Source organism: Gorillibacterium sp. sgz306347 (genome assembly GCF_059735245.1).
Genome location: NZ_JCAPET010000022.1, coordinates 68812 through 89074 on the forward strand (window position 1 = coordinate 68812; position 20263 = coordinate 89074).

General features: G+C 57.3%; 20 protein-coding genes. 19 read left to right on the forward strand and 1 reads right to left on the reverse strand.

All coding sequences use genetic code 11. The features are described 5' to 3' along the window. The first annotated feature begins 43 nt into the window (after nt 1-43). The 19 genes from AC6I6H_RS13325 (at nt 44) to AC6I6H_RS13415 (ending at nt 19762) form a co-directional block, all read left to right on the forward strand. On the forward strand, nt 44-1018 hold the full coding sequence (locus tag AC6I6H_RS13325; protein WP_497954364.1) for an MraY family glycosyltransferase: 975 nt from the start codon (nt 44-46) through the stop codon (nt 1016-1018). Nucleotides 1019-1191: 173 nt separating this feature from the next. Next, complete coding sequence (locus AC6I6H_RS13330) at nt 1192-1449, forward strand: YqkE family protein (protein ID WP_497954365.1); 258 nt, start codon at nt 1192-1194, stop codon at nt 1447-1449. A 26-nt stretch (nt 1450-1475) separates the two neighbouring features. Continuing rightward, nucleotides 1476-1814 (forward strand): histidine triad nucleotide-binding protein, encoded by a 339-nt coding sequence (locus AC6I6H_RS13335; protein ID WP_497954342.1) that lies wholly within the window; start codon nt 1476-1478, stop codon nt 1812-1814. A 159-nt stretch (nt 1815-1973) separates the two neighbouring features. Beyond that, on the forward strand, nt 1974-2471 hold the full coding sequence (locus AC6I6H_RS13340; RefSeq protein ID WP_497954343.1) for a ferritin: 498 nt from the start codon (nt 1974-1976) through the stop codon (nt 2469-2471). A gap of 166 nt (nt 2472-2637) precedes the next feature. Next, nucleotides 2638-4176: a spore germination protein gene (locus AC6I6H_RS13345; protein ID WP_497954344.1), complete on the forward strand. Its 1539-nt coding sequence runs from the start codon at nt 2638-2640 to the stop codon at nt 4174-4176. Next, nucleotides 4173-5321, forward strand: coding sequence for a Ger(x)C family spore germination protein (locus AC6I6H_RS13350; protein ID WP_497954345.1), 1149 nt, complete (start codon nt 4173-4175; stop codon nt 5319-5321). Before AC6I6H_RS13345 ends, AC6I6H_RS13350 begins: the two co-directional genes overlap by 4 nt. Before the next feature lies 1 nt (nt 5322). After that, nucleotides 5323-5538, forward strand: a complete 216-nt coding sequence (locus AC6I6H_RS13355; protein ID WP_497954346.1) for a hypothetical protein — start codon at nt 5323-5325, stop codon at nt 5536-5538. Nucleotides 5539-5554: 16 nt separating this feature from the next. After that, the gene (locus AC6I6H_RS13360; protein ID WP_497954347.1) at nt 5555-6658 is read left to right on the forward strand and encodes a GerAB/ArcD/ProY family transporter; all 1104 of its coding nucleotides are present in this window, start codon (nt 5555-5557) and stop codon (nt 6656-6658) included. A 137-nt stretch (nt 6659-6795) separates the two neighbouring features. Continuing rightward, entirely contained in the window at nt 6796-7353 is a 558-nt protein-coding gene (locus AC6I6H_RS13365) for an RNA polymerase sigma factor (protein ID WP_497954348.1), read from the forward strand. After that, nucleotides 7343-8482 (forward strand): hypothetical protein, encoded by a 1140-nt coding sequence (locus tag AC6I6H_RS13370; protein WP_497954349.1) that lies wholly within the window; start codon nt 7343-7345, stop codon nt 8480-8482. Before AC6I6H_RS13365 ends, AC6I6H_RS13370 begins: the two co-directional genes overlap by 11 nt. 38 nt (nt 8483-8520) lie before the next feature. Continuing rightward, the gene (locus AC6I6H_RS13375) at nt 8521-8889 is read left to right on the forward strand and encodes an ArsR/SmtB family transcription factor (RefSeq protein WP_497954350.1); all 369 of its coding nucleotides are present in this window, start codon (nt 8521-8523) and stop codon (nt 8887-8889) included. A 134-nt stretch (nt 8890-9023) separates the two neighbouring features. Beyond that, nucleotides 9024-11225, forward strand: coding sequence for a heavy metal translocating P-type ATPase (locus AC6I6H_RS13380; protein WP_497954351.1), 2202 nt, complete (start codon nt 9024-9026; stop codon nt 11223-11225). 206 nt (nt 11226-11431) lie between these two features. Beyond that, entirely contained in the window at nt 11432-12121 is a 690-nt protein-coding gene (locus tag AC6I6H_RS13385; protein WP_497954352.1) for a GH25 family lysozyme, read from the forward strand. An 86-nt stretch (nt 12122-12207) separates the two neighbouring features. Further along, entirely contained in the window at nt 12208-13500 is a 1293-nt protein-coding gene (locus tag AC6I6H_RS13390) for a homocysteine synthase (protein WP_497954353.1), read from the forward strand. Nucleotides 13501-13699: 199 nt separating this feature from the next. Continuing rightward, nucleotides 13700-13948, forward strand: a complete 249-nt coding sequence (locus AC6I6H_RS13395) for a (2Fe-2S) ferredoxin domain-containing protein (protein WP_497954354.1) — start codon at nt 13700-13702, stop codon at nt 13946-13948. Next, nucleotides 13945-15603, forward strand: coding sequence for a [Fe-Fe] hydrogenase large subunit C-terminal domain-containing protein (locus tag AC6I6H_RS13400; protein ID WP_497954355.1), 1659 nt, complete (start codon nt 13945-13947; stop codon nt 15601-15603). The genes AC6I6H_RS13395 and AC6I6H_RS13400 overlap by 4 nt, the downstream gene beginning before the upstream one ends. A 13-nt stretch (nt 15604-15616) precedes the next feature. Further along, entirely contained in the window at nt 15617-16786 is a 1170-nt protein-coding gene (locus AC6I6H_RS13405; RefSeq protein WP_497954356.1) for a SpoIIE family protein phosphatase, read from the forward strand. Between the two features lie 163 nt (nt 16787-16949). Then, a complete protein-coding gene (locus tag AC6I6H_RS13410) occupies nt 16950-18056 on the forward strand; it encodes a cobalamin B12-binding domain-containing protein (RefSeq protein WP_497954357.1) in 1107 nt (368 codons plus the stop codon). Beyond that, nucleotides 18053-19762, forward strand: a complete 1710-nt coding sequence (locus tag AC6I6H_RS13415) for an ATP-binding protein (protein WP_497954358.1) — start codon at nt 18053-18055, stop codon at nt 19760-19762. Before AC6I6H_RS13410 ends, AC6I6H_RS13415 begins: the two co-directional genes overlap by 4 nt. 48 nt (nt 19763-19810) lie before the next feature. On the opposite strand, the gene AC6I6H_RS13420 is transcribed toward AC6I6H_RS13415, so the two are convergent. Then, on the reverse strand, nt 19811-20143 hold the full coding sequence (locus tag AC6I6H_RS13420) for an MGMT family protein (RefSeq protein WP_497954359.1): 333 nt from the start codon (nt 20141-20143) through the stop codon (nt 19811-19813). Nucleotides 20144-20263 lie beyond the last annotated feature (120 nt).

A 20263-nucleotide genomic window follows, 5' to 3' on the forward strand; every position in this document is an offset into this window, starting at 1 on the left:
TGAATGTGGTGTATTTTTACATAGCAACCGCACTCATATGGAGATGATCCCGATTTTGTATTCTTATTTGCTTGCATTCGCCGTCTCTTTCGCCATTGTTTACCTGCTGATTCCGCCGCTTGGGAAGCTGGCGTTCCGGCTGGATTTTCTGGATAAGCCGCGCAAGGACCAGGAGCGCAAAATTCACCGCGAACCGATCCCGCTGACGGCAAGCTATGCCATTTTTATCGGATTTTCCGTCGCCTATCTGATTTTTTCTCAAGAGCTTTCGGTTCAGACCGCCGCGGTGCTTGGCGGGGGACTGCTGCTTTTGCTGATTGGAACGGTGGACGACTGGTTCAAAACGCACGGCAAGGATTTTCCCGCGCTTCCCAAAATGCTGGTTCAGGTTTCCGCTGCCGCTTTGGTGTACTTCTCCGGCATTACCTTTGAGGGCTTTTACAATCCGGTCACGGGCGCCTTCGTCAATCTTCCGGAGTTGCTGCAATTTTTGCTGACGGTGGTGTGGATTTTCGGCGTGACGACGGTCATTAATTTCTCCGACGGCATGGACGGGCTTGCGGGCGGGCTGTCGGCCATTTCGGCCGCCACCCTGTTTATTGTCGCTGTCGCCATGGGACAGAGCAATTCGGCCGTGCTGGCCATTATTCTCGTCGGCGCCGCGCTTGCCTACCTGCGCTTCAACAAACCGCCGGCCAAGATTTTTATGGGCGACGCGGGCGCGACGTTCCTCGGCTTTATCCTTGCGGTCATCGCCCTGGACGGCGCATTCAAGCAGGCGACGGTGCTTTCCTTGTTCATTCCGATTCTGGCGCTCGGCGTGCCGATTTTCGACAACCTGTTCGTGGTCATCCGCCGGATGCGCCAAGGCAAACCCATTTATGTAGCGGACGCCAGCCAGGCTCATTACCGGCTGCTGCGCACCGGACTGAATCCGAAGCAGGTGGTCATGGTGCTGTTCCTCGTCAGCGTCTGCTTCAGCTTATCGTCCATTATCCTGATGCTGCTGCAAATTTGACGGGCCATTTGGCCCAGGCTGTCTCTATACGCATCGCAAGAAACCGGCGGAAACTTTCCGCCGGTTTTTATAGGTTCGGGTTGCGCAACCGCTCCCGGTTCAGGAGGCCGGGAACAATCTGGTTGCGGGGCTGTTTCTTTGGTATAATAATGGAGAAAATCGAGGTGATCGACGTGGCAAAGAAAAAGAAACCCGCCGGGCCTGCCAAACCGGCCGCCGATCGGCCCGCAACCTTGAAGGATTTGCTTTCGGAGGATACCCTGAACAAGCTGAAGGAGCAGGCAAGCGAGCTCCGGGCCGAGGAAGGAAAGCGCAAGGAGGAAGAGCGCGCCAAGGCGGAAGCGGCCCGCAAGGCCGAGCAGGAAAGACTTGACAACGATTTTGCCCATCTGCTGGAGAACAGCGGCATGAACTGGCGTAATTACAAATAAGCCTGCCGGAAAGGAAGTGCGGCAACATGGATTGCCTGTTTTGCAAGATCCGGGACGGTGAACTGCCGTCCACCAAGGTTTACGAGGACGACGAGGTGCTGGCGTTTCAGGATATCCAGCCGCTTGCGCCGGTGCACGTCCTGGTAATCCCTAAGAAACACGTCGCGTCCGTTATGGAATTGACGGAAGCGGACGCTGCGCTGCTGGGCCGGATTTATACGGCCATTCGCAAGGTCGCCGAGACGACCGGCGTCGCCGAAAGCGGCTTCCGGGTGATCAGCAACATCGGCGAGCATGGACAGCAATCCGTCAAGCATCTGCATTTTCATGTGATCGGCGGGCGTCAGCTGGAGTGGATGGCCTGATCCGCACGGCACTGGCTGTCTCCAGCGCGGCTTTGCCGCTTGATTCTCCGGTACTCCTGTTTGCCGAAAGCCCAATCGGGGTATAAGGAACTAAGCCGAGAACATCACGGAACTGCCGATACATAGAGCCAAATTATTATAAAAAGGATGGTGGAACCTATGCTTACCGAAGAACTTTTTGAAAAACTGAACGCCCAAATGAACTTTGAGTTCTATTCCGAACACGCCTATCTGGCGCTGGCCGCCTATTGCGCATCGGAGAGCTGGGACGGATTTTCGCACTATTTCATCAAGCAGGCCGAGGAAGAGAAGACGCATGGCATGAAAATCTTCAAATTTCTGACCGACCTGGGCAAACGGCCGAAAATTACCGGCTTTGAATCGCCTGAACGTGAGGTGAAATCCGTTCTGGAAGCATTTGAGCATGCCTATGCGCATGAGCAAGTGGTGACCAAACGGTTTTACGAAATTTCCGACATCGCGCTGAACGAGCGCGAGCACGCTACCATCCAGTTTTTGAAATGGTTCATTGAAGAACAAGTGGAGGAAGAGTCGACCTTTGATACCCTTGTCCAACGCCTGCGCCGCATCGGCAACGACGGAAATGCGCTGCTGATTCTCGACGCCGAGCTGGGCAAACGGGAAACGACCGCCTGATTTTCAATGCGCCACAATCATGAAGTCCGGACACCGCTCCTCACAGGAGCGGTGTTTTTTTATTGGTTCCGAAGCCGGAGAGGCAGATCCGGCATGAGAACCGCCGGAAAAGGGAACAATCAGGGAATAATGGAAAAGCCGCCAATTCGCGAAAGGAGGAAGCTCCGTGTTCAAAACAAAAGGCGCTACCCAGCAAGAACCGATTGCGGGCGAGGTGCCCTCTTTTCCTCCGCTGCCCGCCACCCTGGAGGAAAAGCTGAAGCTGTTTCAGTCGACCATTTTCAAGAATGATGAAACGCTGATTGCCCGCAACGTGGAACCGCACAGCCAGCAGGGGATTGCCTGCACCCTGCTGTATATCGATACGATGATCGAGCAGCGCACGATCGAGGAATCGATCGTCCGGCCGATCGTTTTGGCGGAGCAAATTCCGGACGCACCCGCGGACCGGATGGAAATTTTGCGCAAGAAAATTCTGTATGCCTCGGAGGTCAAAGAGACAAAGGATGTTCAGGAGCTGGTTACCCAGCTTGTAAGCGGGTGCACCATTCTGCTTACCGACGGTCCGGGCGCTTTGATCATAAACACCAGGCGCTGGCACACCCGTCCAGTGGAAAATCCGGAGTCCGAGAGGGTGATAAAAGGGCCAAAGGAAGGTTTCACAGAGGCGCTTCTGATCAACCTGACGCTTCTCCGCCGGAAAATTCAGGAGCCCGACCTCAAATTCCGCTTTCGCGAAATCGGCACCCGCACCCGTACCCGGTTATGCATCTGTTACCTGGAAACCCTCGCCCCCGAGAAAATCCTGAACGAGCTGTATCAGCGGTTGGACAAAATCAAAATCGACGGTGTGCTCGATTCCGGGTACATCCAGGAGCTGATCAAGGACGAGCCGTATTCTCCTTTGGACCTCGTGGGCAGTTCGGAAAGACCCGATGTCATTGCGGGGAAGCTGCTGGAGGGACGTATAGCGATATTTGTGGAAGGCAGCCCGTCTGTTTTAACCGTGCCTTATGTCTTTATAGAAAATTTCCATGTCAGCGAAGACTACTATGTCAATTATTTGTTCAGCTCCATCAACCGGATGCTCAGGATATTGGCGGTTTTCCTGTCGATCAGCATCCCGGCGTTGTACGTTTCTCTGGTAACGTTCAACCAGGAAATGGTGCCAACGCCCCTGCTGCTCAGCATCTCCATGTCCCGCCAGGCGGTTCCGTTTCCCACTGTAGTCGAGGCCATCCTGATGCTCGTTATTTTTGAACTCCTGCGGGAAGCCAGCACGCGCATGCCGTCGCCGATCGGCCAGGCGGTCAGCATCGTCGGCGCTCTCGTTTTGGGCCAGGCCGCGGTGGAGGCGCGCATCGTCAGTTCGCCGATGGTTATCGTCGTCGGGTTAACGGGGATCACAGCGCTGCTCAATGTCCGGCTGACCAGCTCGGCCATCTTTGTTCGGTTCTGTCTTCTCTTGCTTTCCTCCTTGCTGGGGCTGTACGGGTATGTATTCGGGATGATCGGGCTGCTGATCCATCTGGAAAGCCTTCGTTCCTTTGGAGTTGATTATATGTATGGGGTCGGGACGATTAATCCGCAAGACATCAAGGATTCCGCGATCCGGGCTCCTTTCTGGAACATGCGGGAGCTCCCGTCGTTCGTCCGTACGCGCGACCGCAAACGCATCAACGTTCCCAAGCGGAGGACGAAGTGAGAAGAAGGGCGGGTGTTTTGACGCTGCTGCTTTTGGTCTTATTGCTGGAGGGATGCTGGAATTACCGGGAAATCGATGATATGGCCATTGTGGCCGGAAGCGCGCTCGACCGGAACCCCCGCACAGGCAAGCTGATTTTGACGGTGGAGCTGATTGATACCCAGGGGGGCGGGATGCAAGCGCAGACGAGGTCCAAGCTGGTCAGCCAGGAGGCGGACACCATTTTTGAAGCCGTCCGAAAGATGATTTCCAATACCGGTAAAAGGCTGTATTGGAGCCATGCCAAAGCGATCATTCTGAGCAAAACGCTCGCCAGCGAAGGCATTACGCCGATGGTGGACTGGTATGTGCGCGACACCGAGACACGTCTGGATATTTCGGTTTACCTTTCCAACATGGAAACCGCTAAAGAGATTCTCGAAGTGACGAGCACCACCAGTCCCATCATTTCCTACGAGCTGGCGGCTACCGCTCGCGAGCAGCGCAGCATCAGCTCCGCTCCCGATACGCAAATCGGCTATTTTGTTTCCCGCTTGGGCCGCAAGGGAACCTCCGCCGTGATGCCGATTGTACTTACCCGAGAAGTGGAAAATAATGAAAAAACGGAGGTTGTTACGGGGACGGCTATTTTCCGGAAAGATCGTTTGGTCGGTCAGCTTACCGGGGACGAAACGAAGTTTTTGCGAATGATCACAAACCAGCTTAAGGGGGGGACGCTGGTGGTCAAATCGGAGGAAGGCAAACCGGCGTACACCATGGAAATCAATGATGCGAAGAGCAAAATGAAGCCGCTGCAAAAAAACGGGAGGCCGGTTATGCAGGTAGAGGTCGAGATGGTCGTAACGCTGGACGAGTTGCTGGAGAGTGTGGAGTTCGCCCGTCCCGACGGCCGAATCAAAATTGAACGGCAAGCGCAAAAGCAGGTGGTGGAACAAATGGAGTCGGTCGTCCGCAAGCTTCAGCGGGAATACGGTGCGGATGCGTTCGGATTCGGCGAGAAGTTTCACGAACGGAAACCTGCCTACTGGAAAAAACTGAAAGACGACTGGCAGGAGGAGTTTAAAACCATGGGCGTTGAATTGACCTGCAAAATAAGGATCAAAGGAAGCGGCAAGAGTTACCGTCCTCTCCGCCTGAACGAGTAGAATGGTCGCGGTCATTCTGCTCGCCTACACACTGCTCCTCTTGTTCAACCAAGTTCCGCTTTATCGGAACGGCTTTAAAAAAGAAGGCTGGGCGGTTTCCGTCTTGTGGGCGGTCTCCCTTGCGGGAGCACTGGCAGTGGCGATGAAATGGCCTGTTCCGAGCCCGAACGAGTCGATCGAGTTTGTTGTTATTCAGCTGTTCGGTATCCATTCCTGAGACGGCGGGGGAGCCTATGCAAAGAGAAAAATTGGCGAACAGTCACGCGATTTCCTTACTGGTGATGTTTTATTTCGGAACCTCGCTCTTTTTTGGTTCGGCAGGAGAGGCCAAAAACGCCTCCTGGGTGGCGATTCTTCTGGCGCTTGCGCTAACAGTTCCGGTCATGGCGTTATATGTCCGGTTGACCAAGCTGTACCCGGATCAAACCATATTCGCCATCCTGGACGCGGTATACGGCAAAATTGCCGGAAGGACGATCACGGTGGCTTATTTGCTTTACGTCCATAATATGGGCTCGCTTGTGCTGCGGAACTTCGGGGAATTTTCCAACAGCGTTGCGCTTCCCGAGACGCCGATGATCATGCCCATGCTGGGGGTGGGATTGCTTTGCATATGGGGCGCTCATGCGGGAATCGAAGTGTTCGGGCGTGTGGCCCGCATTCTGCTAATCCTTACGTTTGCCAGCGCCGCGGTGGTTATGGCTCTGTCCACCACCAAGGCGGAGTATCACTTTCTGCTGCCGCTGCTGGATGGCGGATGGCCGCCCGTTTGGCGTGCCGCCTCTTCGACGTTCGCGTTCCCTTTTGCCGAAGTCGTTGTGTTTGTGGGCGTTATGCCCGGTTTGGCAAAAAGGAAGTCGGTCGGCCGCGTTCTGTATCACTCGCTCTGGATAGCCGGAGCTATGATCCTGTTGACGACCGTCCGGAACGTTCTACTCATGGGCTCCAACGGTGTGGCCGAGCTGTATTTTCCGTCCTATGCGGCTGTCAGCCGGATTACGGTTGCGGATTTTCTGGAACGGATAGAAGGCTCGTCCGCCGCTGTTTTCGTATTCGGCGTGTTCATAAAAGGCGGGCTGTGCCTCCTGTTTGTTTGCAAGGGCCTTGCCCACCTTTTTAACCTCAAAGATTACCGGGTCACCGTTCTGCACACCGGCCTGATTATGGTTTATATGGCCGTATTTGTGTTTGAAAGCATGATGGATATGATGATTTTCGCCGAAAAAATCTACAAATATTATGCGTTTCCTTTTCAGGTTGTCATTCCGCTCCTGACGCTGATTGTGGCGGAAATCCGCAAAAGAACGCGAAAGCTGCCGAAACCGGGGACAAGCTGACCCGGAAATGAAAAAAAGGAAGATTCTCGCGGGAGCGTGCCGTTTTATGGTATAACTATAGGAGATCAAAGATATTTTTTATACATAGCGAACTTATCGGCGCGGTGTCGCGTCTTTTTATATAGAGGAGCAAGGGGTTGAACATCCGGGTGGAATGGGAATACTTGAAAACGATCGCGGACAGCGACGATCGGAAGACCATTATTGCCGATTTGATGGCCTCATACGGAAATGATGTCTGGAATTATGCTTTCAGCATTACCCGAAAGAGAGATTTGGCGGACGATATTACCCAGGACGTATTCTTGAAAGCTTACCGCGGGCTGTTTACGCTTCGCAAGGAAGGCTCCGTGAAAGCCTGGCTGTTGACGATTACGCGAAACACCGCCTCGGATTACCGGCGGTCGGCGTTCTTCCGCAAGGTGACGCTTCGCGATACGGTGGAGCCCGACCGCTGCGACGGCTCCGCGGAAGAGCAGGCGCTTGGCCAAATGGCCCTTACGGACATTTGGGACCGGGTGCTGCAATTGCCTCCGAAGGACCGGGAAGTGCTGATCCTGTTCGGCCATCACCAGCTTTCCATGAAGGAAATCGCGGCGCTGCTGAAGATTTCCGAAGGCGCCGTCAAGTCGCGCCTGTTTCATGCGCGGGCCAAAATGAACAAAATGAAGGAGGGCGAATCCCATGAACAGTGAAGATCGCGACTGGATCCGGGAGCTTGCTCAGAACCCTTTTCCTCAAAAAGGCTTTTCCCCGGAGCTGAGGGGCCGCATCATGCGCGGCCTGGACGCAAAGCCGGCTCCGCGGCGCAGGTATTTTCCGCTTGCGGCCGCCGCCTGCTTTATGGCGCTGCTGCTTGCGGCCGGTCTGTTTCTTCCGTTCCGCGCGGCGGATAAACCGCAGCTGGCGAGCGAATCCGCTGCCGGTCCATTGAAGGATTCGGCGGCCGCGACCGTTCAGCCGCAGGAAATCCGCTCGGTATTATTGCTGGGGCTGCGCAGCGAAAGCGCCGCCGGCAGCTCGCAGTACCGGACGCTGCTGTTCGCACAGCAGGACGGGCGGATGCAGAAGATCGCCGAAGGAAGCGGCGTACTGATTCCCTACGGGCAGCAGTTCTGGCGTCTGGAAACGGACGAAGCCGGCGAAGGAGGCCGGTTGAAGATACGACAGGTGAACGCCAAGAAAACGGACGGGAAGACCGAAACGCCGGAAGGAAAGACAAATCCCGAAGCCGACCGGTCGGAACGGCTGCTTTACGCCGGGAACCGCTATTTGTCCATTGAAGTCGAAAGCGACGGCGCCCAGAAGCCGCAGCTCTGGACCGTCGATCTGAAGGATTATGCCGCCGGCGCGGAGCCGGGGACCGCAAGCGTTAACCTGAGCGAGCTGACGAACGGAACGGTCGCTTCCCGCGACTGGACGCTGGTTCGCAAGCAGGGCAAGTGGTCGGCCGCCGTGGAAGCCACGGTGAACGGGACGATGAGGACGCCGGGCACCCCGGGCGGGGTTTCGCTGGTCGAAATCGAAGCGGAGCTGTCCGATACGCTGGTCAACAAGGATAAGCTGGACCGGCCATGGGAGGAGATTGTGCGCTTGCAGCCGGAAGCGTTGGATGCGGTCGCCTCGCCCTTTGCCGATATGCTTACCGTCTTTACCGCGGACGATATTGAAATCTATCCGGTGACCGCAAGCGCGGACACCGACCCGAACCCGCTGCTGCGGGTCGGTAAATTGCCGGGCGAATCCCTGGTGATGGTCCAATGGGCCAACGAGAAGTACGCCGAGAAGTGGATCTCTGCCGGCCTTTCCGAGCTGGGCCAATGACGGGCGGGATACGAGAGACGAAGAAGGAGCGGAAGCCGATGACGGAGCAAACGCAAGCGGCTTTGGACGAATGCGAGGAAACGTGCTGCGGAAACGGGGCGGGGGAGGAGCCGGCTTTTTTGATCGACGACGACACCGCCTCGAAAATGGCGGACCTGTTTAAAGCGTTGGGTGATCCGACCCGGATCAAGCTGATTTACGCGCTTTCCCGGCAGGAGCTTTGCGTGCACGATTTAACCCAGCTTCTGGACATGAACCAGTCTGCGGTTTCCCATCAGCTGCGCTACCTGCGCAACCTGCGCATCGTAAAGCGCCGGAAAGCGGGCAAGACGGTGTTTTACTCCCTGGAAGACGCCCATGTCGAGCAAATCTTCCTGCAGACGCACCAGCACATTACTCATGGATAAGAGGTTTTCCGGGACGCCTGCAAGGCGTCTTTTCTTATTCATCCATTGACACTGATTCTCAGTACGGCATATAATAACGATAAGTAATATATGAATATGTATTCATATGTGAGAGCCGGGAAAGAGGGATCGGAATGGGAGCATCAGCCAATGTTGTCAAACGGGAACTGCTGTTGGAAGGATTGGACTGCGCAAATTGCGCCATGAAGATTGAGAACGGGGTGAAGAAAATCCCAGGCGTCGCTTCGTGCAGCGTCAACTACGTCAGCCGTACCCTGACGCTTGAAACGGACCGGGCGCATGAGGACGAGGTGGTCGCCGAGGCGGCGAAGAAGGTTCGCTCGCTGGAGCCTCATATTAAGATAACGGATCAGGGCGCGGCGGGAGCAAAAGAAAAGCATGCTCATGGTCACGCCGGAGAAGCGCATGAGCACGAGCAGGAACATGAACATGGACATGAGCACGAGCATGGACATGAGCACGGGGCCGGGGAAACCAGGCGGCTGATCGCCCGGCTGGCCGCCGGGGCCGTTCTGCTGGGGGCGGCGCTGTTTGCGCCGGTCGGCGACGTTCCCGCCCTTTTGCTGTACATTGCCGCTTATTTGACGGTGGGCGCCGACATTGTGTACCGGGCCGTACGCAATCTTTTCGGCGGACGGGTTTTTGACGAGCACTTCCTGATGGCGCTTGCGACGGTCGGTGCGTTTGCGGTCGGGCAGTACCCCGAAGGGGTTGCCGTTATGCTGTTCTATCAGGTCGGCGAGCTGTTTCAAGGGATTGCCGTCAACCGGTCCCGCAAGTCGATCGCCGCGCTTATGGACATCCGGCCGGAATATGCCAATTTGCTGGCGGAAGGCGGGGAAACGCGCGTCTCCCCGGAACAGGTTCGGCCGGGCGACCTGATCGTCGTGAAGCCGGGCGAACGCGTTCCGCTCGACGGCGTCGTCACCGACGGTAAATCGTCCTTTGACACTTCCGCATTAACGGGGGAATCGGTGCCGCGGGGAGCGGAGGCCGGGACGGAGGCGCTCAGCGGCTTCATTAACCTCGGCGGCGTTTTGACGGTCAAGGTTTCCAAGCCGTTCGGAGAATCAACGGTCGCCAAGATTCTGGATCTGGTGCAAAACGCCAGCAGCAAGAAGGCGCCGACCGAAAATTTCATTACCAAATTCGCCAGGTACTATACGCCGGCGGTCGTGCTCGTCGCCGTCCTTTTGGCTTTCGTTCCTCCGCTTGTGCTGCAAGGCGCGGCGTTCTCCGACTGGATCTACCGGGCGCTGATCTTTCTGGTCATTTCCTGTCCCTGCGCGCTCGTGGTGTCCATTCCGCTCAGCTTTTTCGGCGGGATCGGGGCCGCCTCGAGAAACGGCATTTTGGTCAAGGGAAGCAATTACCTGGAAGCGTTGAACAATGTCAAGTACGTCGTTTTTGATAAAACGGGGACGCTGACCAAAGGGGTATTTCGCGTCACCGGCGTGTTTCCTTCCGGAGGGTTCGCCGAGGAAGACCTGCTCCGGTATGCCGCGGCGGCGGAAACCCACTCCAGCCACCCGATTGCGGAATCGATCCGGCGGCATCGCAGCATTCCGGCGGATACGGACATCCGGGATTACCGGGAAGTGCCGGGGCACGGCGTCATTGCCAACGTAGACGGCAAAGAAGTGGCGGCCGGCAACGTCAAGCTGATGCGGCGGGAGGCGGACGGATTTGCGGCGCCGGACGTTTCGGGCACGGTGGTTCACGTGGCGGTAGACCGGGCGTATGCCGGCTATCTGGTCATATCCGACGAGATTAAAGAGGATGCGGCGGAGGCCGTCCGTGCGCTGAAAGCGGCGGGCATCCGCAAAACCGTCATGCTGACGGGCGATGCCAGAGCGGTAGCGGCGGAAGTAGGCCGGCGGGTCGGCATTGACGAGGTTCATGCGGAGCTGCTGCCCCAGAACAAGGTGGAGGAAATCGAAAAGCTGGATGCGGCGAAAGCGCCGCGGGACAAAATCGCGTTTGTCGGCGACGGGATCAACGACACCCCGGTTCTGGCGCGGGCCGATGTCGGCATCGCCATGGGCGGGCTCGGCTCGGACGCGGCCATCGAAGCGGCGGATGTGGTGATCATGACCGACGAGCCTTCCAAGATCGCCGCCGCCATCCGAATCGCCCGGCGCACCCGCGTGATCGTGTGGCAGAACATCGGGTTCGCGCTTGGCGTCAAAGCCGTTTTTCTTGGACTCGGCGCGTTCGGCATCGCCACGATGTGGGAAGCCGTTTTTTCGGATGTCGGCGTTACGCTGCTGGCGGTACTGAACGCCATGCGGATTCTGCGCTCCAAAAACGTATAGCAAAAGCCAATCTCCGCCGTCCGGAAGCCGGGCGGCGTTTTTTTGTGCGGCGTATGCGGTACGCGTCGGCCGGTCCGGCTCTGTTTCCATATTGACAGATAAAGTGGAAAATGAAATAGTCGAGTTATGGCGAAAAGCATCGCCGGTACCATCAAGCCGGAAAGCAGAGAGGAGAATAGCGGCTGAAGAAACATTGGAAAATCATATTGCCCTCCAGCGCAGTGCTGCTGGTTGGTCTGGCGGTCCTGGAGTACAAAGGCATCATCTGGCATAACGCGCTTTTTGCCGCCAAATACGATGTCAAAGGGCTTGACGTCTCGCATTATCAAGGGGACATCCGCTGGGAAACGCTGGAGCAGGGGCCGTATTCCTTTGTTTATATGAAAGCGACCGAAGGTCACGACTATACCGACGATACCTTTGCGGACAATTGGGCCAACGCGCAGGCGCACGGGTTTGCCGTGGGCGCCTATCACTTTTTCTCCATGCGCAGCCCGGGATTGACCCAGGCCGACTATTTTATCGGGACGGTGCCCGCCGAGGACCATGCCATGCCGCCGGCAATTGACCTGGAGATCACCCTGGACCACGACCCTGAAACCGTACGAATGGAAATGGGCCGGATGATGGACAAGCTGGAGGAGCATTACGGCAAAAAACCGGTCATTTACGCCACGCATGCAACTTACGACCGGTATGTGGAAGGACATTTCGCCGAAAACCTCATCTGGATCCGCGACATTTTGAAACCGCCTTCTTTGCCGGATAAAGAATGGTCTCTTTGGCAGTACGGCAACCGGGGAAGAGTAGAGGGAATCGATGCTTATGTCGACCTCAACGTTTACCGCGGCAGCAAAACAGAGTTCGAACAAGAATTTGGTCTGCTAAAGGATTGACGGGGAAAAATGGAATTGTTATTATAGTTACAATTAACCGATTGAATTACTTGGAATAATACAAACCTTACAGGGAGGTCTTCCCCATGTCCGAAGAGAAAAAGCTGCAGTTTGAAACGCTGGCCGTCCACGCCGGCCAGGAGATCGATCCGACTACCTTTTCCCGGGCTGTTCCGCTGTACCAGACGACTTCCTACGGCTTTCGCGACGCCGATCACGCGGCCGATCTGTTCGCCTTGAAGGAGTTCGGAAATATCTACACCCGGCTGATGAATCCGACGACGGACGTGTTCGAGAAGCGCGTGGCCGCGCTGGAGGGCGGGGCGGGGGCGCTTGCTACCGCGTCCGGGCAGGCGGCGATTACATATTCCCTGCTCAACATTGCCGGAGCCGGCGATGAAATTGTGTCTTCGACCACTTTGTATGGCGGCACTTATAATCTGTTTTCGACCACGCTGCCGAAGCTTGGCCTTACCGTGAAGTTCGTCGATTCGTCCGACCCGGAAAACTTCCGCAAGGCGATCACCGGCAAAACCAAAGCGCTGTATGCGGAAACGATCGGAAATCCGAAAGGCGACGTGCTGGACATCGAGGCGGTGGCGGCCATCGCGCATGAGCACGGGATTCCGCTGATCGTCGACAATACGTTCCCGAGCCCGTACCTGCTGCGTCCGATCGAGCATGGAGCCGATATCGTCGTTCACTCCGCCACAAAATTTATCGGAGGGCACGGAACCTCCATCGGCGGCGTCATCGTCGACAGCGGCAAATTCGACTGGACCGCCGGCGGGAAATACCCGGGACTGACCGAACCGGACCCGAGCTACCACGGCGTGGTCTACACCCAGGCGGTCGGGCCGGTCGCCTACATCATCAAAGCCCGCGTGCAGCTGCTTCGCGACCTGGGCGCGGCCATCTCGCCGTTCAACTCGTTCCTTCTGCTGCAGGGACTGGAAACGCTGCACCTGCGCATGGAGCGCCACAGCGAAAACGCCCTGAAGGTGGCGAAGTACCTGGAAGCGCACGAGGCCGTGGAATGGGTCAGCTATGCCGGGCTGGAATCCCATCCGTCTTACGAGCTTGCGAAGAAATACCTGCCAAGGGGGCAGGGAGCCATTCTGACCTTCGAGATCAAGGGCGGCGCCGCCGCCGGGCGGAAAGTGATCGAGAACGTAAAGCTGTTCTCCCATCTGGCCAACGTCGGCGATTCCAAGTCGCTGATCATTCATCCGGCGAGCACCACGCACCAGCAGCTGGGGGAAGAGGAACAGCTTGCGGCCGGCGTAACGCCCGGTCTGGTGCGGCTGTCGATCGGTACGGAATCGATCCAGGACATACTGGCCGATCTTGGGCAGGCCATCGAAGCCAGCCAGAAGTAAGCCGCTTTGGAAAGGGAAGACCAGCGTTCGCCGGACGGCGGACACTGGTTTTTTGTTTGATTCTGCAACGCTTCTCTTGTTTCCGTATCGCATCTATTGTTCCGTCAGCGCTTCAATTGTGAAGCGGTTCACATTTCCTTCCCGGACGGGGTGCTATACTGAATGAATGACCCAATCCGGTATAAAGGAAGGGAATCGCATGATCATCTCGGTTTGCGTAGGAAGCTCGTGCCATCTTCGCGGGTCCTACCGTGTCATACAGGAATTCAAGAAAGCGATCGAAGAATACCGGCTGGAGGATGCCGTGGAGCTTCAAGCCAATTTTTGCGCGGGCAACTGCCAGCATCCCGTTTCGGTGCGTCTGGACGATGGTCCTTGCGTGTCCGTCAGCCCGGAGGAAGCCGGACAGTTTTTCGCCAGCCGCGTGGCGGAGGCGGTCCGGCCATGAGTTTTATCCAATCCTCGGCGGCCAACTGCAAGAATTGCTACCGCTGCATTCGCAGCTGCCCGGTGAAAGCGATCGAATTCCGGAACAATCAGGCGAAAGTATCGGACGAGTGCGTGCACTGCGGCCACTGCATTCTGGAATGCCCGCAAAAGGCGATGACAATGGAAAGCGATGTGCGGCGGGTGCAGTTTCTGCTCGACCGCTACGAGAAGGTGACGGTCAGTCTGGCGCCTTCGTTTGTCGGTTATTTTGAAAACCCGGATGAGCTGCGGGAAAGGCTCTTCGCGCTCGGGTTTTCGGAAGTCCGCGAGACGGCGGAAGCGGCCGGCGCGGTCTCCCGGCTTTACTATGAGCAGTACCGTGAGCGCGGAAAGCTCATTACAACGGCTTGTCCGGTTATCGTCGAGCTGATCGAAAAACAATTTCCCGCCCTCATCGAGCATCTGGCCGCGGTCGATTCCCCCATGATGGCCCACGGAAAATTGCTGAAGCAGCGCGATCCGGAAGTCAAAGTGGTGTTTATCGGCCCCTGCTTCGCCAAGAAAAAGGAAGTGCTGGACCAGCCCGGCCACGTGGACGCCGTCTTGACCTTCGACGAAGTCGCCCTGTTAAGTCCCTCGGGGAAGAGCCGTGCGGTCGAGACTGCTCCTTCCAAAACGCAGGGACAAACCGGCCAGGCCCGGGTCTATCCGGTGGAGGGAGGGATCATCGAGACTACCTTTTTCCGGGAGGAGAAGGTTTACCCGTACCGCGCCCTTTCCGGCGTCGAGTTGTGCATGTCCGTTTTGAAAAACCTGCACGCGAAAACCGGCGACTATTTCCTGGAGCTCAGCGCCTGCAGCGGCAGCTGCGTCAACGGCCCGGTTTCGGGCGACCGCTTCGACCTGCTGGAAAAGCAGAGCCGGATCTATGCGCACCGGAGCCGCAAGGACATGGCCGGCGGGCTGCCCGCTCCCGGGCCGGGGCTTCTCGCCAAAACGTTCCGCAACAAGAAGAAAACGCCTGTCCGCTATGCCGAGGAAGAGATCGCGGCCGTGCTTGAAAAATTCGGGAAATACTCGCGCGAGGATGAGCTGAACTGCGGAGCCTGCGGCTATTCCAGCTGCCGGGACAAGGCCAAGGCGGTGCTGGACGGCAAGGCGGAGCTGTACATGTGCATGCCGTATATGCAGGCCAAGGCCGAATCGCTGTCCAATGTGATTATCGAGCGGACGCCCAACGGAATCGCTGCGGTGACAGAAGATTTTCTGATCAAGGAACTGAACGAGGCGATCTGCGCGTTCTTTGACGTCAACCGCAAGGAATTGCTCGACCTGCCGGTCGAAATGCTGTTCAGCCCGGAGGAAATTCCGCTCGGAAAAAGCGGCAAGGTTGTCAAACGGGTGTATTTTGCGGGCGTGCAAAAAACGGCTATGGTGACGGCGACGTATCACGCGGACCTGCAAATTTACCTTGTCGTGTTGACCGACCTGACCGAACGCGAGAAGGAGCAGGAGAAGCTGCGGCTGCTGAAGGAAGAAACGATCGAAATGGCGCAGAAGGTTATCGTGAACCAGATGCGCGTCTCGCAGGAAATCGCCAGCCTGCTTGGCGAAACGACGGCGGAAACAAAGGTCACCCTGACCAAGCTGAAAAATTTGATCTTGAAGGATTAGGCGGGGGATCGCGATGAACAATTTGTATGCCGATGTCAGCTTTGCAAGTCTGGTCCGGCACGGCGAAGAGCTGTGCGGGGACAAGGTCTATTCGGTCGAATGCCCGGATTCGACTATCGTGGTGATGGCGGACGGGCTGGGCAGCGGTGTAAAAGCCAACATTTTGGCTACGCTCACGTCCAAAATCGCCGGGGAAATGCTGAAGAACGGCGCGGCGGTGGACGACGTCGTCCAGACGATCGCCGAAACGCTGCCGGTCTGCCGGGTGAGAGGGCTGGCTTACTCGACGTTTACCATTTTTCAGGCTTTTCGCGACGGGACGGCCCTATTGATTGAATATGACAACCCGCCGGCCCTTTTCTTTCGGGGGGAGACGCTCGTCCCGTTTGAACGGAAAGAAAGAGAGATCAACGGGAAGCGGATCAAAGAGAGCTATTTTCGGCTGGATTGGCAGGATACGTTTCTCTTTGTGAGCGACGGCGTTATCCACGCCGGCGTGGGAAAGGTGCTGAACCTCGGCTGGCAGTGGGAAAATGTGGCGGAGTACGCGGGCCGGCTGCTGTCGCGGAATCCGTCGCCGGAGGAGCTCTGCCGCTATCTGAGCGAATCCTGCGATTCGCTGTACGGCGGAGAGCCGGGGGACGACACCACGGTGGTCTGCGTCAAATTCCGGCCGGCTCTGCCGCTCTCCATATTGGTCGGTCCGCCGCGCGACCCCCGGGATGATGAACGTGTTGTTCAGGAGTGGCGGCAGGGGGAAGGCAAAAAGGTCATCTGCGGCGGAACCTCGGCCAATATCGTATCGCGGATCCTGGAGCGGCGGATAAGCGTCGATCTGTCCGCCTACGGAGACGGGGAAGTGCCGCCGACGGCCCAGATGGACGGCGTGGATCTGATCACCGAAGGCGTGCTGACCCTTCGGAAGGTGCTGCAGCGGCTAAAGAAGCATGACGCGCAGCCGGTGGGGCGGGCAGTTTGGGCGGGAGCGGACGGCGTTTCGCAATTGCTTCGCCTGATTCTGCGCGACGCGACGGAGGTAAGGTTCTTTATCGGAACGGCGATTAACCCGGCTCACCAAAACCCGGATTTTCCGCAGGATCTGAACATCAAGCTCAATATTATCTATGAAATCGCCGGTCTGCTGAACAAGCGGGGCAAGAAGACGGAATGCGTACTCTATTAAAGGCGTGTTGTCTCTCAGCCATCCGGAAGAAAACGGCTTTAGGCTGGCGGTATGCTTGCGTTGTCAATGTACGTTATAATAAATAGAGAACGATAGCGTAACAAAGAGTGATGTCGGTCAAGAACAGAAAAGATTTCACCGCAAACAGGAGGGGGACAACGCGTTGAAAATCATTTCCCGCGATGCGGGAAAACAGCTTAGAGAACAGGCCGACCGTTTTGCCGAGGAAATCACAAGACGCCAGTATGAACGGCAGCCGGAGCTCGCCGTGCGGTTCGGAGAGGCCGGAAGAGAGAAGACAAAGCAGGACACGCTATATCATTTGCAGTATTTGGCGGAGAGCGTCGACTTTGCGAGTCCGTCCTTATTCCTGCATTATATAACCTGGCTTCAGGTCCTTCTTGCCGGTTACCGGGTCACCAAAGAAGACCTGCGCATAAATTTTGAACTGCTTCGGGATGTGCTGGAGGAATTGTTTGACCACCCGGCCAAGTCCGCGGTGCTCGACCATCTGGACCTGGGCATGCACCAGCTGGAGATGGAAGGGTCGGCGGAAAGCTTTTTGGACCCGTCGCTTCCTTATCATAAGGAGGCGAAGCGTTATTTGGAGCTGGTTCTTGGCAACGAGCGAAGGGGAGCGGCGGAATGGATCTCCGGACTGGCCGATAACGGGATGACCATTCGCGAGCTTTACCTGTATATTTTCCAGCCCGCACAGCGGGAAATTGGACGCTATTGGCAGACCCACCGCATCACCGTCGCCCAGGAGCATTACTGCACGGCCGTTACGCAAAGCATTATGGCGCAGCTGTACCCGCGCTGGCTCACCGGCGGACAGAACGGCCGCCGGCTGGTGGCGGCTTGCGTCGGCAGCGAGCTGCACGAAATCGGCCTCCGGATGCTGACCGATTTCTTCGAGATGGAAGGCTGGGATACCTATTACTACGGGGCAAACGTGCCCTCCGCCAGTCTGGTCAAAGCCATTGCGGAGCATAAAGCGGACCTGGTTGCGATATCCGCCACCATGACCTTCCACGTCTCGGAGGTCGAGAAGCTGATCGCCGACATTCGGGCCGATCAAAACGCCTCCCATTCCAAAATCCTTGTCGGCGGCCTTCCGTTTAACATTGAACCGGAGCTTTGGCAACGCGTCGGTGCGGACGGTTACGCTCCGAACGCGCAGGATGCGCTGGCGGTTGCCGATATGCTTACAGGTGCGGAAACCGCAAGGACAAGCTTTGTCCGCCCGGAAATGGAGGGGCTGGCATGAGCGAGGCAAACGAAATCGGGCTGCTGCAGCGGAAGATCGCGGAGCTTACCGAACGTGCCGTCCGGAGCGAAGCGGACCAGGAACGGATGCTCACGGAATTTTCCGCCATGAACAACGAGCTGAGCACTCTTCAGCGCCTGCTTGCCAAAAGCAACGCCCAGCTTCGGGCAGCCAAGGAGGAGGCGGAGAAGGCGACCGAAAGCAAAAGTGCTTTTCTGGCCATGGTCAGCCATGAAATCCGGACACCGCTCACCGGCATGCTGGGAATGGCCGAGCTTCTGGCCGAGGCTGCATCCGGCGAAGAGCGGAAGCGTGCGGCGGTTATCCGGGAATCGGCCGACTATTTGCTGCGCATGATGAACAATATCCTGGACCTGTCCAAGCTTGAAGCCGGGAAAATGAACCTGCACATTACCGTGGTGGAGCTGCCCAAAGTGCTCGATCATATCCGCGAAATGCTGCAGCCTTTGGCGGATTCCTCGGGTACGGGACTCGCCATTCGCATCGGAGGAGCAGTTGCGCCGAAGCTGATCGGAGACGGCATGAAGGTGCGTCAGGTATTGGTGAACCTGATCGGCAACGCGATCAAGTTTGCGGGGGGCGGTTCGGTAACCGTGGAAGCGAGCCTCGTATCCGACAGCCCGGAACGGCAGCGGCTGCGGTTTTCCGTGCGCGATACGGGGAAAGGCATTCTGCCGCAGGAGAAGGAAGCGCTGTTCAGGCCGTACAGCCAGACCCGCGGCGGAGAGGAATCGCAAACCGAGGGGACCGGGCTCGGCTTATGGATCTGCAAGTCGCTGGTCGAGCTGATGGGCGGACGGATCGGAGTGGAAAGCGAGCCGGGGGAAGGAGCCGAGTTCTGGTTTGAGCTGACGCTCGACAAGGATATGACGCGGCTGTCCTTTGACGAGCTGTTCCCCGAAGAAACGAAGGAGCGTCCGTTCGCCGTCCGCCCCGAGCTTCCGCTTCCCGTGCTGCTTGCGGAGGATAACGAGACGGTTGTTCAGGTGCTGCAAGCGCAGCTGCAAAGATGCGGCGTTACGCATTTGCGCGTCGTCCGCAACGGCAAAGAAGCGCTGGAGGCTTTCCGGACGGAGTCGTTCCGGCTGATTCTGCTGGATCATCAGATGCCGGTGATGAACGGCCTGCAAGCGGCTGAAGCTATCCGGCTCATGGAACGTGAAGAGCGCGTCCGTCCCGTTCCCATCCTTTCGGTATCCGGGCGCGTATCGGAGGAGGACGAGCGGCTGTACCGGAAAGCAGGCATGAACGGGCATTTGCTGAAGCCGGTCCGGCTGGAGCTGCTGCACGAAGCGCTTGCGCAGTGGCTGGACGCCGAACCTCTGCCTCTTCTGGTGAATCTGGAAACCGTGGACGATATCCGCAGCCTTAGCACCGAGCCGGGCGATGCTTCGATGATCGCCGACCTGCTGGCAATCTTTCGGCGGGATACGCCTCCCGAGCTGGAGCGGCTGGCAAACGCCTCGTCCAGCCAGGATTGTCAAGCCGTCCGGCAGACGGCGCACCGGCTGAAATCCGGCTGCCTCAGCCTCGGGTTTGATTACCTGGCCTCTCTGATGGCCGAAGTGGAGCAAGCGGCTTTGGACAACCGCCCGGAAGGGTTCGGTCTGTCTCCGGCGCGCATGATGGCGGTGTACCGCCAGTCCTGCGAAGCCCTGGATCAAATATTGGCGGAATCCGTCTGAAGCCGGATGGATTCCGCGCGTCAATAAACAAGCCTGAGCCGGCGCAGCTCAGGCTTGTTTGTGTTCCGTCCCGTCGTCCGGCCAGTATTGATAAACGGCCAGGCTGACCCGGCGGTCGCGCGCGAGCTCGATTCCTTCCGCTTCGAGGAGAAACGCCTGCTCCTCGCCGCCTTCGGCCGAAGGAAGGGAGATCCGTCCTTCGGCCGCCACAACCCGATGCCAAGGAAGGCCGTATTTTTCGCTCATGGAATGCAGAATGCGCACCACCTGCCGGGCGGCCCGCGGACTGCCGGCAAAGCCGGCGATTTGCCCGTAGGTCATGACCTTTCCGGCTGGTATGGAGCCGATAAGCTGTATGACTTTTTTCGTAAAAGGCGTCATTTTGTTTGTTCCTCCGTCCGTGGACTCCGTTTCCTTAAGCGTTATCTGCATTGTACACCAAAAGCGCCGGCTTTTCCGTTAGCCACCCATGCCCTGGCGGGCACCACAGAAAATGAAAAT